Genomic DNA, 12,733 nt, shown 5'->3' with positions numbered 1-12,733 from the left:
CTGTATTTGCTGAAGAACATGCTCCGCACGGCTGCGATCATGCTCCAGCGCATCTACAAAATATCTACGTGCGTGAGCCATGCAATGGATGAGATTTATTCCACTGCTTTCAGCGATAGTGTCGTAGACCTGGTAGCCATCCGTCTGGATTGTACCTTTAAATTTTTGTAGCATTTGCGTAGGCCCATCTTTATTGCGCCCCTCCTGGTAATCGAAGACCACCAGCTTGTTTATACTGTCCTGGTAGGCCCAGAAGAAGCCTCGATGAGTTTTTCCTTTCTTGTCCTTGTCCAGCACTGGCATTGGACTCTCATCGCACTGTATGTAATCAGCATTAAGTACCTGATCGACGAGAGATCCATAAAGAGGGGTTATCAGGTTGGCTGCAGCACCAACCCAATCCGTCAACGTCGAGTAAGGAAGTTTTACGCCGGAACGCTCAAAACGTTGCATTTGACGATGCAGGGGCAAGTGATCAACAAATTTGTCGATGATCATCTGTGCTAACAGACCCGGCCCTGCAATGCATTTTGGTAATGGCATGTCTGGCAACGGTGCCGTTATTATCTGAGAGGAGTCTACTGCATTAGATTCCGGTGCCAGGTACTTGGGCCGGATGTATCTTTTAACATATAGTTCTGCAGCCTTATATTCCAAAACTTCTGTTTCCAGTTGCCCAATCCTCTTGCTTCCTTGTGGAAGATCTATCGGGTCAATGATAATTTCCTCTCTGCGTAAGTGATCGGGTAGTTTATTTCTACCCGGGTGCTGAACCGGTTCGGTATTGATTTTGTTGCGGGTGTAGGAGATTCTCTGAGCGCTTATAACACTGCTGGTAATCGTTTGGTCAGCTTTCATATCCAGTGACAATTGTTGTACTGATGCTTCTGTGGAAACAAACTTCTCATGACGGCTGCCAAAGATCATCTTCTTCAATACTGCCAGCTCGTGCTTTAACTGGCTGATGGTTTGCTCAGCCTGTTCATAACGTTCCTTATAATCAATGTTAGGGTGTTGCATCGCTGGATGCAATGTTAGCCAATCATTGCGTAAATATTGTTAGCGCGATGTTAACGTGCTGGCATTTTTTGATTATATCGTTTTCGATAGTGTACCTTTTGCAGACTAATCCCCTGCAAGATCAATATCAGCTGGCTATAGTTAATCACCACATGTGTTTGATCGTGCAGGAATGGTGGTAATTCAAACGTACCTTCCTCCAATCGTTTATGAAAGATGGCAAAGCCATCGCCCTGCCAAACGAGTAATTTCAGCTGGTTACGATTATTGTTCAGGAAAATAAATACAGCCAGCGACAATGGGTCTACCTTCATCTGCTCTCTAGCGATAGATGCCAGGCTATAAAAGCTCTTGTTGATGTTAATAGGGGATCTGTAAAGGAAATACCTGCATTCTGGGTTTAAAGCAATCATCTTTCTGCGGATAATAGTTCATTGAGGAAAGACACCGGAACAGGATGGTTGATTATGAGTTTCCTATTATCAGGCAACAAGTATTCAGCAAAAGGAATTACCGGGTTCGATCTTTCTGGAATCAGGGCAACAAAAGATCCAGGTTGATTTACTTTGGACTTTCTCTTACGCCCCATATCGAACTGCTTTATCCAGTTCTTCAACGCATTTACTGATATTTGCTTTTGTTCACAGAATACTTTCATCTTCAGGTTACTTTGCTGCCATTCAGAAAGTAACCGCTTCTTTTCAGTGACAGACATACACACCGCTGCCGCTTCTATTGGTTGTGATAAATCTTGGCTCATAATGAGCGCAAACTAGTCACTTCCGATGATTAAGGGAAGATGCTGTTGCTCGTGGGGATACGATCTCGGATTACGTTAATCTAACATTTTGTATTCTTATGTATAACTTATCTATTTCGGATTGCATTTCCTTCAGCCCCTTTTAGTTGCCCTGTTTATCGGTCTTTAATGAATTAGTGATACGCTGGAGTAATAGTCGATGATTGGTGCATTGATAGCTATTTCGTTTAAGTGTCTAATAAATGCCTCGTTGATTGTATCTGCCTGGAAACGCTCTTGATACTGCTTGACAAACTGGCAGTTATAATAGTAATAAATCCTGCCATTACCCTTAGAACCACTTCTGCCTATCTGCCTTTCACAACGGGGGCAAACTAGAAAGTCTCTAAGCGGTAAATGTTCGTCAATTTCGGTAAACACATTCACCCCCGTACATCGTTTCCTACCTTTCAAAACACCCTGACCGTCGCCAAATAACTCTCGGGAACAATAGCCTAATGGCTGAACTTCCTGGAGATCCTTCATAAAAGGTTTCCATCTTTGTAAGAAACATACTTATGAGAGTTACCTATCTAATGTACAATGCAAAGTTGTACTTCTATTGAGGGAAGATGCAAGAAGGACAATACGATAGTGGAATATTTTAAGCCAACAAGGCTTCTATTCCCTTGTTGTAATAGACCTTACAGTGGTACAAAGTGTTGTATGCTCTTCAGATACCTTTGTAACAGATATATTTCCATCAATATTTCTTTCCAGTAAAATTTTTGCTCTTACAATAACTCCTGTCCCTCTTACCTTAAATTCTTTGCCATCGTAAAAATATGGTTGACCCATAATTTCTTGTGGATTAGAAAAATTAAGTTCTTCAAATTGAATAACGAATTTTGCGTGAGTCCTTTCTAAATTAGGGTCAAATGCCAAGTTCACGCAATTCGACGAAACATCAAAAGGAGATCTTGCAGTCCCCTCAAAATCTAAATAAACAGTCTCGCCAACCTTAACAGTATCCACATTAATTCCTTGACTTCCACGTGGTATAACAGCTTTCTTCTGCTTTTTTAGTGTTGTTGGTTCCGTGGGGAGGTACTGTTCATCCTTAAAAGTTGTTATATAAGGATCATAAGTATTGTTTAAGTCTTCGTTACATTCATTACATACAGTTGAAGAAATTGCACACGTTTTTGCGCAATCAGTCAACTTATCAGTCAATGATTCGTAAGTACGTATCAATTTTTTTGCAGAGTCAACAGATGACTCTCTAAATAATGAAGCATTATCTATAATAAATTGTGAACTGGCCGATGCAGTCCTAATTTCGTCAATTTTTTTTGCAACTAGTTCTATTTTTCTTTTCCTATTGTAAATATTCAGTAAGTACGATTGTGGAAAAGATATGGGCAAATTATCAACATTTTTTATGGGCTCAGTAATTACTTCAAGTGCTACTGGATTCTTAGAATTTCTAACTTTCTCAGGAAACCTAGCGGCATACCTTATCAAAGAGTCTAAATCGTTTTCCGGTATTGAATCAATTGTACCTTCTCGAATTACTTTAATATGCAATTCAGAACTTGATTTTAATTCTTCTAATGCTGATTTGAAATTAGCAGAAGTTGCCCCCCCGGCACTCATTTTCCTTGCGGAGGCGGTAATAGCGGCATTTGTTTTAGAGAGTTCTTCTTTACTATTGCTTGAGAATTGAAAAAAAATGTATAATTCTCCACCACTTACTTTGCCATAAATATACTCATCACCAAACATATCGAAGAACTCTTCCTTAGATTTTTCTATTAAGCTTTGTGCTCGCATGGTCAAGCAGGACGTTTTTAATATTTCTGTTGGGTTTTTAACTATTACCTTTGCTAACAGCAATGCTGTGTATTGATCTATTTTTACTTTATTGTAATAATCATATTTAGCTGAACCCTTAAAAATGCCCCATTTTAGGGAAGCATTCGTTTCTAAGTCCATCATTTTCTTCAGTTGATCGTATGATTTTATAACCTTTACGTCGAAATCAGTCGTTTGCCCCTCTGTCTCCGAAACGGTTTTCAAATCATTACTATCGGCAAATTCTACTACTTTACCTGTCACTTCATTATTTACCGTATTATAACCTCTGCCTATATCGAATCGGTCACCGGGTAAAACTTCTCTCAGAGCAAAGAATGTCGTCATTGACGTATCTCCATTGGATGTAATAGCGATACTATCAATTTGAACAGAATCCATAATCGGGGTGGATCTAATTTCTTCAATTATAACTTTACCCTGCATCTTTCCATTATTCGAACAACTAAATAAAATAACGGCTACAAATCCCATGATTAGAGCGCGCATAAGTTCGATCTTCATATATTTCAATTAATATCGTAGTTAATAATCATTTCTTTCATACCATTATTATATCTACTAGTTCGCGTGATCTAGCAAGCCAAAACGTCTCAACATCCAACTTTTAATTTAATTGAATTTGGACCTCCTCCGACGTGATAAGATCGTTCCATTAGTTATATTTTCAGTGTTTATAATGGCGAGGCGAAATAGATACTAATCTTTCGGTTAAAGGTGTCGAAAATTGTATTATTGGACAATACCAACTAGTTGGTATTTTGGGAAATTTCATTTCAGAATGGCCTTTTCCTTCAATTGCCATTGCATTCTTACATGTCTGATTCTTATTATAGCTACCAATTTTTCTTTCTAATGGCGCCTTCGAAAGAGAATGCAAGTAGATTACAGACACTATTTGAATATTTTTCGAGTAATATCAAACATTAGTGAAAGACTAATAAGGTTAACTTCCCTCTGTACTCCGATTATAATATACCAAACAATACTGCATCCCCGATTAAGTCAACAATATTCTTAACTTACTAAAAATCAATATCACTTGGTTCCGGGTAGAGCGGATTGTTACCTCCCCCGCTCCCCCACAGACCCGTGCGAGTAGCTTTCCTGCACCCAGTTCCTCTGTTTACGGCTTCGCTAATTGATAGCTGTGATAGACCTTCGGCCTTATAAGGAGCCTCCATTCGGGCTAATAGTTGTTTGACCATATCAACATTGGTAAACACCCGAGATCGAGGCGTATAGATTTTATCAGAATAAAATCGTAGTAATCAATTTAAGGATATCCAGTTGTGCGCGAGTAACTCGCTAAGTCTGTTCACGGGATGGTTGTTAATTCGCTCAAAGATATCTTTCAACCATTCATAAGGATTTACATTGTTCATAGCACAGGTACCAATGAGGCTATATAACATGGCCAAGCGATGAGCACCTTTTTCACTGCCTGCAAATAAGAAGTTTTTTCGTCCCAATGCGATAGGACGTATATTTCTCTCCACCGGATTATTGTCAGGGATAAATTATCCCATCTTTCAAGGGAGTATTTCAAAGCGGCAGTAATAGGTGCAGATGGTAGTGTCTGGTATTGTTGCTGCATCCATTTATGCAGATCATCTAATATTGGAACAGATTCTTTTTGCCTAATTTTTCTGATCTGGTCGTAGTCCAGTTGCTGTTCTTTACATACCCTTTCAATGGCGTATAGCTCATTAAACCTGGTCAGTGCATAACCTGCCAGTTCCTTATCATAAACTTGCGCGTCTGTAAACTTTCTTCTTGCATGCACAAGGCAGCAGATCTGGGTAATATCTTTTTGTTTAGCTGCATTTTTTTCATAAACCTGCCAGCCATCAGTCTGGATCACACCTTTGAAGTCCTTTAGAATCCCTATGGTGCAGTTTTGCCTTCTGCCTGGCTGATAATCAAAGAACACCAACTTTTTGATGCTATTGTTATAGCACCACATGTAGCCATCATGTATTTTCTGGCGGGATCTATTCTCTTCTGCACAAATAACTTTCAGCGTTGTCTCATCAACATGGATATATGGGAAGGCAAGTGCTTCCTTTCTTAAAGAGCCATATAACGGTGTTATCATATCAGCGGCAGCTCCATACCAATCTAACAATGTATTATAAGGCAAGCCACTACCGATGCGTTCAAAAGCCTTACTCAACCTATACAGTGGCATATGATCACAGATTTTAGCCGTAATCAGATGTGCAAGCATAGTTGATCCGGCTATACATTTAAACAATGGCTGTTCCGGAGCTGGCGCAGAAAGAATAATAGTCTGATCTTTATCTGCGTTTATATTGATTTTATATCTGGGAGTAATAATTACACGAACGAATAGTTTCCCCGGAGTATATTCAAGAACCTCATGTTGCTCTTCTCCAATCTTTTCAGCACCTAATGGTAAATGATTAGGTTCTCCGGTTTCATACACCCTGGGCAGTTTTTCCAGATAGGCATGTAATGACGATTGTTCTGCCCTGGACTTTTTATCCGTTTTTACGTAGGTAACTTTCTTTACATCGTTTAACGAAGAAGAAGGATAAGCTTCTGTTGTGTTAAGCTCTAGTAATAATTGAGCAGGATTATCAATAAACCGGTCCCGTTTACTGCCAAACAACATTTGTTGGAACTTATTCATCTGCAACTGCATTTTATGCAGTTCAGCTTTAAGCTCCTGGTTCTCCTTATGAACCTGTTCGTAGAGTTGTTTGTAATCTTTTTGGGGTACCGTATCCATGCTGATACAATATACGACAATAACATCACAGCGGATTGATTACCAATTATTCCGGACGACTATATCGTTTTCGGTAAGTGACTGTATTCAGAACAATCCCTTTAAGAATCATAATTAGTTGTGCATCTGTAAGGGCTATAGACCGGAGCACGGGATCGTATAACGGTGATTCAAACGTCCCCTTCTCTAATCGCTTATAATACATAGCAAAGCCATCACCTTCAATGCTTAGTAGCTTTATGGCATTGCGTCGTTTACTCAAGAATATATAAATGTCTCCATTCAATACATCCTGTCTCATACTGTATTTTACCATTGCAGCAAGGCCATGGAATGATTGCGCATATCAGCTGGTTCACTGCAAAACAAATACCGGTTGGTTGAGGATATGTGCAGCATTAGATTAACACAGTGACTTTATAAATTCCACCGATACCTGCCTGAATAACCTAATTATTATTCCTCCTGGCTTTTCAACTTCAACGAATGGGCAATCTCCAGATGATTTTTTTTGAATACTAGCCGGAAGAAACGTTGTTACATTATCGGATTGAGATACAACTCTCTTTTGCCAGTTATAGTAAGTAGCATCGCTGATGCTGTTTATCTTGCAAAATTCTTTGAAGGGAATACTTTCAAGTTCCTTCTGCTCCAGTAGACACCGGATTTCTTCAACTGTACGTTTATTGCGTTTCATATTTTAAACTTTTGATCCGCAATATTATTTTGATGCTTTTAGATTAAAAAGACGCTCTATCTCGGGTGTTTACATTTTACCCTCTGATTGAATCCTGCCACCTTAATGACATTGATCCATTTACATACCTATGCGATATATATGATCGCCTGCATGACTGCCCCGCTAATCAGCTGATTAATTTATTACCGCACAACTGGAAGAAGAAAGAACAGACGCAAAGATAATGCCTCTGCTGATTGGTTCATAGATGCCGAGAACCGAATCGTTACGCAGCATCTGGTAGCTCTGTAATTAGTATTTGAGTTAAAGGTCAAAGGTTAATTGTGTTGCTTGACTCTTAAAAAGCTCCATTCCAGAGATGTCATCGTAGCGTTCATTAAGCTTACTTCTTAAACCAAACAACCGTTTTTCCGCAGTATCTACCAATTGCGAAAATGTAGACAAGCGAATTTTCCCCATTTCCACATCATTCGCATTTTTTACAGTAGCTATTGGCTGAAGATTTTTAGCAAACGACTTTCCAATAACAAATGCTTCTATATAGGGAGATCCTATCAAGCTTCCACAATTCATAAAATCCTCTACATACCCTTGAGCTTGATTCCTTTCTTCACGGGTTAAATTGAAGCCACCTCTCTTTAGTTCAATTATTAGAACTTTATTTACACTAGCTAAGCCAGAATCGTTATCAAAAATTTCCGTACCAGTTATAGATGCAGTTGATTCTTTTAATAAAACTATATCAGGTCTCTTTCTATTATTTAAGAATACTGAGGGATCAATTTTCTTTTTGAATACTTGCTCTACTGCAGTTTGCAACTGCCTATTTGAGGAATACTCAGCAGATTCAAACTCAGGCCCAAAGAGCCAACGAGCACCCGAAACCAAAGGATGCAAAACATGTAACTCGTCAACGCCAGGATCCGATGACAACTTTCGAATCGCTTCGATCAACGAAATACGATTGTCTATCTCATTTAATACAACGAGAGCATCTTTAACAGACCATTTTTGCAAAAGTTCACCCAATCCAACGAAATCATCTTCCGAGAGGCTAGCAAGTCTCACCAATAATTCTTTTCCAGAGCGTGTTTTTTCAAGATTGATGATAGCCTGAACCGCGATTGAAACTGTTTCATGACGAGCTGTTGGATGAGTAGATGTGATGGAGTCTATTGCTTCAATAACTTCGTACTTTCCTAAAGGAGTTAACTGTGCTATCTCTTCATGAAAAGTACTTTTCAAATGTTGTTTAGTGTCTTCGATGTATTCATCAGCGACAGTTGCAAGCATCCTTTTTACATATTTCACGACCTCCTCATATATCTTCTCCATATAAGGATGGCTCTTAAAACCGGTCCAATCTTCTATTATATAGTCAGCAAGATCATTTGTTTCTACTACTATAGTATATCTTTTAGCAAATTTAGTTCTTCCATCTATAATAATTTCTCCACCTAATGACCATGAAGGTTCTCCTACCAGTTTATTGCTTTGCCAAAAAGCAATACCCTGATAAATAGTAGACCTCGCACTTTGCTTTGAATCTAAAAAATGAGCTTTAAGAGTAGTTTTATCATCTATCCTCAAGACAGAGGTGTCTATTAACCCAGTATGTTGGCTTAGCTGAACAGATTGTCTATTTATCAAGACTCTGAACTGCGGATCATGGAGAAATCGTGCAGATATTATTTGCAAAATTCGCTCTGACTGAGGTAAGTTTCTAGTTACAAGAACTTTTAAAACTGTACCGTAAGTATCAGATTGCTCAACATTCTTTTCTTTGATAACAAATGGCTGCTCTTCACTTTCAGTTGTTACAATGAATGTTGACTTTTTACCATTAGAATGAGTAACAACTGTGTATTCGTTATTGAAGCAAAGCAATCCGTGCCTACCAATCCCATTTCGACCATATGCCAACCTATTGCCTTCTACTCCCGGCGGGAAGACTACATTCTTCCCTTGATGTTTTAATCTGTTGTACCCAAGTTTCATCCAGCGATTTTCAAATTCATCTGGTGTCAATCCCATTCCATTATCTTCTATAGTTAAATAGTCCCCGCTACGTTCTGGGATGAAAATTCTCACTTCGGTGGCACCTGCGTCCCAAGCATTAGAAACAAGTTCTGTCAATGCAACTTCAGATGAGGTGCCGAGGGGTCCAAGTGTTTTTATTAGGTAATCTTCTTCAAATAATGATCCTTTTACGAATGAATTTTTATTGTTCATAGATTACTTTTCACAGAGAAATTTAGCACAGTAATGCAAAAATAATTTAGAAAGGTAACATTATAATGACTTAAAAATGATCGGTTTTCTAAACGATACAGAATTGCATCGCTTTCCAAATATACGAAGTAATAAGCAGATTTCAACTCTACATTTACAGCATGTTGTTAAACAGTATAGTTTTAGGTATGGATATAAAAAATGTACGACAATTCTTATATAAAACTCGGCCGCCTTCAATGCAAGAAGCCGTCTATGGCTTGATGACAAGACCACTCTTTTGAGTTTGCATATGGCATCCTATAGAAAATGATAAAAGAAGTTGCAGCTTGCCGAGCAATGTCTGCTTAGAGAAGATTATTTTTATAGGAATAACAAAGGCCGGTTCCTAAGAACCAGCCCTTATAGATCTTTTTTTATTCTTTTTTATTCTCGAGGCTTGTTTTTCAACATAGAAGACGCCCCCTCCGATGCAATGAAAAAAAAATACCAGCTATTTATTATAAGGCATAACAATCACCTTATACCCACCACTCTCCAACAATTTCCTCTCAAAAAAAATCTCCAGCTGTTTACTCTCCCCTTTCATCAACGTGAAATAGTTATCACTCATCACCACCGGCAATACCCGTTCATTGTCACCCGCTCTTACCACCTGCACACAGACCGCAAATGCAGGTGCTGCGGCATTGGAAGGATTGCTCACTGTCGCTGTAATGCGCGTACTATCACTCACCTGCACCGCCTTCGAACTCACCTTCAGCTGTACGGCTGGTAGTTCATTCAACGCTGTATAATCACCATTCCGGTTGCCTCTCCAGTAGAAATTATCAGATTGCAGATTACCTTTCGCATCACTCAGGCGCAAGCGTATAAATTGTACATCTGAAAGGCTTGTACTACGTTTACCATATATCTCCAGCTCATACAAAGAATACCCCCATTGTGAAGCCCGCTTACGTCCCAGCATTCTTACATAACGCGCTCTCACCGCCTGCAAGGCAATAGTTTCCGTACCGCCTTTACCTGTCTCTGTCTTATAGACATCTGTCCAGGACTGCGCATCATCAGAGACCTGTAAACTATAAGCAGCCGCATGTGCATCTTCCCAGATCAATACGACATTACTGATTTCCTGCGCAATACCCAGATCCACATAGATCCATTCATTGTCGTTATAGTTACTGCTCCAACGGGAACCAACACTACCATCTGCTACAGCAGTAGCACCTGCGCTCTCCGGGGAAGAAGAGGAAGCAACCACTGTTTTCCTGAATGCCAGATTATCGGCGTTAAAATTCAAATCAAAACAAGGTGTTGTATTGTTGGCAACAGCACGGATAGTCGCCGTCCGACCAATTTGCCTGGCCACCGTTCCATCCATGTTATATACAATCGCTTCCGCCTTCAGGTTACTATAATCCTGTAAAGTAGTATTCACCACCTTTACAGAATTATCTGCCGCACTCCATTGAATGTGCAAAGGCTCACAGGCTTTTTTCACGCCCCAGTAAGCGCCTGTCAGGTCGTAGTAGTAGTCGTAAGTCTGCCATACCATACTTGGGTAAGCCGACTGACTCATCCAGGTCATAATACCCGAAGCATCATTCCACATATGATGTAACCAACCCTCATACATCGCCTTATTGACTTCAATATTCACCAGCTGGGCCTTCCGGCAATAGTCTTCAATATTACTGGCTGTACCGTAACCTTTGTTGATCGCTTCGTCATATCTGTCCGGACCAGCATTAGCCGCCGAAGGACCAAAGAAATGCAGGTCCCACATTTTATTACGTGGCCACCAGCTGCTATCAGGCATAAACTGTTTAAAGCTCTCAAAAGAAGGAAACACCGCGGTACCGATCTCTGTACGTAGTCCCCATCCGGGCGTACCGCCAAATCCACCGGGAAATCTGGTAAAATACCAGGCGGGGGCAAAGTTCGTCCACGGACCACTACCCGTCAGACCATCAGCATGAGAATTTGCCTGGTACAGACGGTCATTCCCATCAAACGTGGCGACGTCCTCTTTCAGCCAGTTGTTTAAGGGGGGTAAAGGATACCCTTCATTATCGCCACACCATACCGCGATACTGGCATGATTACGAAGCCGCTTGATCTTCCCGACCGCATTCCTGTTGAAAGCAAAGATATCTTTGGGCAGGTTCGGATGTGAATTTAACCAGAAATCATCCCATACCAGCAAGCCATATTTATCACAGGCATCATAGAATTCTTCATCTGTCGTACTCCCGATCCAGTTGCGCACCATATTAAAATTCATCTCCCGATGCAGCTTTAGCTTCGTATCATACTCACTGCCCCGACAACGTAACAGGTACTCCGACATCCCCCAGTTACCGCCCTTGATGAAGATCTTTTGTCCGTTGATATAGATATGCAACACACCACCGGTGGTATCATAACTGAAACGTCTCACACCAAAAGTCACTTTTCGGCTGTCAGACGCGCTGTCTTTTACGGTGAATTGCAGATCGCAGGTATATAACGGCTGACTACCATACCCGTTCGGCCACCAAAGCTGTGGATGGGCTATTTCCGGCTGAAAAGAGACTTGTTCCGTCTGTCCGGCTGATAGCTTTATATTTTTGGAGAAACGGATATTACCCGGCTGAATCGTGCCGGAAATAGTACCCTCCTGCGCCTGTGCTGAATGATTCTCCAACTCCATCGAAACACTCAGTTTCGCCAGCGCCGTATCAGCACTGCTGGTGCGTATCCACGGATCCTGGATAGTAATGGCGCCGGAACCGGTAATGTATACATCATCTGTAATACCCATGTTCAGTCCGGGCACATAAGGCATCCAGTCCCAGCTGGCACTGGAGATATACGTAGGACTTGAATAGTTCACAATAGGTGTCCCTGGCCAGCTCACCAGCAAAGCCAGTACATTCGGCTCGTCATACCGCAACAGGTTCGTCACATCGAACTTTCCCCGGTCCATAAAACCATCCAGTAAACCAAGCCGATGGCCATTCAGGAAAACTTCCGCTTTCCTGTTCACGCCTTCAAAATTGAGCCATTGCTGCTCTCCTGCTTTCCGGCGGGAAAATGTAAACGTGCTGCGATACCAGAAGTCCCGGTCATACTTCGCTTTATCTACCCGGTAAATGTTATCCGCATAATCAGGATCTTTCTCCAATCCCGCCGCCACAAATGAGCCGAACACCGTCCCGGGTACAATCCCCTTCACCCAGTCCTGGTCATTATAAGCTGTTGTATGAATATCCGTTGTCTGTCCCAGCTCCGCTGCCGCTTTTACCTTCCACTTCACGGCCGCATTGCTGCTGTTTAAGGTCATGATCTTTTCCTGTCCGTTTGCCGCCAGGCATAATATCCCTAAGACCGCTGACAGCACCCATCGTTTGTTTCTGAACATTTTAGC

9 protein-coding genes and 2 pseudogenes are annotated in these 12,733 nt (G+C 40.9%); 1 reads left to right on the top strand and 10 read right to left on the bottom strand.

Annotated features, from left to right (window positions below):
- From tnpC (L3C95_RS09825) to tnpA (L3C95_RS09800), 8 genes and pseudogenes are all read right to left on the bottom strand, one after another.
- On the bottom strand, nt 1-1,020 hold a 1,020-nt coding region (gene tnpC, locus L3C95_RS09825; protein ID WP_236387237.1), incomplete at its 3' end, for an IS66 family transposase.
- A gap of 50 nt (nt 1,021-1,070) precedes the next feature.
- Entirely contained in the window at nt 1,071-1,433 is a 363-nt protein-coding gene (gene tnpB / locus L3C95_RS09820; protein WP_236387222.1) for an IS66 family insertion sequence element accessory protein TnpB, read from the bottom strand.
- Nucleotides 1,430-1,780 (bottom strand): IS66 family insertion sequence element accessory protein TnpA, encoded by a 351-nt coding sequence (gene tnpA / locus L3C95_RS09815; protein WP_236387220.1) that lies wholly within the window; start codon nt 1,778-1,780, stop codon nt 1,430-1,432. Before tnpA (L3C95_RS09815) ends, tnpB (L3C95_RS09820) begins: the two co-directional genes overlap by 4 nt.
- 660 nt (nt 1,781-2,440) lie before the next feature.
- Nucleotides 2,441-4,138, bottom strand: a complete 1,698-nt coding sequence (locus L3C95_RS09810; RefSeq protein ID WP_236387218.1) for a hypothetical protein — start codon at nt 4,136-4,138, stop codon at nt 2,441-2,443.
- Nucleotides 4,139-4,905: 767 nt separating this feature from the next.
- Complete coding sequence (locus L3C95_RS35220; RefSeq protein ID WP_410682957.1) at nt 4,906-5,019, bottom strand: transposase domain-containing protein; 114 nt, start codon at nt 5,017-5,019, stop codon at nt 4,906-4,908.
- 99 nt (nt 5,020-5,118) lie between these two features.
- A pseudogene (tnpC, locus tag L3C95_RS09805) lies at nt 5,119-6,272 on the bottom strand (IS66 family transposase); the annotation flags it as partial.
- 163 nt (nt 6,273-6,435) lie between these two features.
- Nucleotides 6,436-6,717 (bottom strand): annotated as a pseudogene (tnpB, locus tag L3C95_RS35215) (IS66 family insertion sequence element accessory protein TnpB); the annotation flags it as partial.
- 75 nt (nt 6,718-6,792) lie between these two features.
- On the bottom strand, nt 6,793-7,086 hold the full coding sequence (tnpA, locus tag L3C95_RS09800) for an IS66 family insertion sequence element accessory protein TnpA (RefSeq protein WP_236387213.1): 294 nt from the start codon (nt 7,084-7,086) through the stop codon (nt 6,793-6,795).
- A 65-nt stretch (nt 7,087-7,151) separates the two neighbouring features.
- Here tnpA (L3C95_RS09800) and L3C95_RS35210 point away from each other — a divergent pair, with 65 nt between their 5' ends.
- On the top strand, nt 7,152-7,313 hold the full coding sequence (locus L3C95_RS35210) for a transposase domain-containing protein (RefSeq protein WP_410682944.1): 162 nt from the start codon (nt 7,152-7,154) through the stop codon (nt 7,311-7,313).
- Between the two features lie 79 nt (nt 7,314-7,392).
- Here the strand turns inward: L3C95_RS35210 and L3C95_RS09795 are convergent, their stop codons facing one another.
- Together L3C95_RS09795 and L3C95_RS09790 are read right to left on the bottom strand one after the other, a co-directional pair.
- Complete coding sequence (locus L3C95_RS09795; protein WP_236387211.1) at nt 7,393-9,321, bottom strand: ATP-binding protein; 1,929 nt, start codon at nt 9,319-9,321, stop codon at nt 7,393-7,395.
- 493 nt (nt 9,322-9,814) lie between these two features.
- The gene (locus tag L3C95_RS09790; RefSeq protein ID WP_236387209.1) at nt 9,815-12,727 is read right to left on the bottom strand and encodes a discoidin domain-containing protein; all 2,913 of its coding nucleotides are present in this window, start codon (nt 12,725-12,727) and stop codon (nt 9,815-9,817) included.
- Nucleotides 12,728-12,733 lie beyond the last annotated feature (6 nt).

The organism is Chitinophaga filiformis (genome assembly GCF_021646545.1).
In the GTDB taxonomy this organism is placed as follows: Bacteria; Bacteroidota; Bacteroidia; order Chitinophagales; family Chitinophagaceae; genus Chitinophaga; species Chitinophaga filiformis_A.
This window is presented reverse-complemented; position numbering and strand designations above follow the sequence as displayed.

Excerpts from the sequence above, each read along its gene's own strand:
- tnpB (WP_236387222.1), bottom strand. The coding sequence starts at position 1,433 with ATGATTGCTTTAAACCCAGAATGCAGGTATTTCCTTTACAGATCCCCT.
- tnpA (WP_236387220.1), bottom strand. The coding sequence starts at position 1,780 with ATGAGCCAAGATTTATCACAACCAATAGAAGCGGCAGCGGTGTGTATG.
- L3C95_RS09810 (WP_236387218.1), bottom strand. The coding sequence starts at position 4,138 with ATGAAGATCGAACTTATGCGCGCTCTAATCATGGGATTTGTAGCCGTT.
- L3C95_RS35220 (WP_410682957.1), bottom strand. The coding sequence starts at position 5,019 with ATGAACAATGTAAATCCTTATGAATGGTTGAAAGATATCTTTGAGCGA.
- tnpA (WP_236387213.1), bottom strand. The coding sequence starts at position 7,086 with ATGAAACGCAATAAACGTACAGTTGAAGAAATCCGGTGTCTACTGGAG.
- L3C95_RS09795 (WP_236387211.1), bottom strand. The coding sequence starts at position 9,321 with ATGAACAATAAAAATTCATTCGTAAAAGGATCATTATTTGAAGAAGAT.
- L3C95_RS09790 (WP_236387209.1), bottom strand. The coding sequence starts at position 12,727 with ATGTTCAGAAACAAACGATGGGTGCTGTCAGCGGTCTTAGGGATATTA.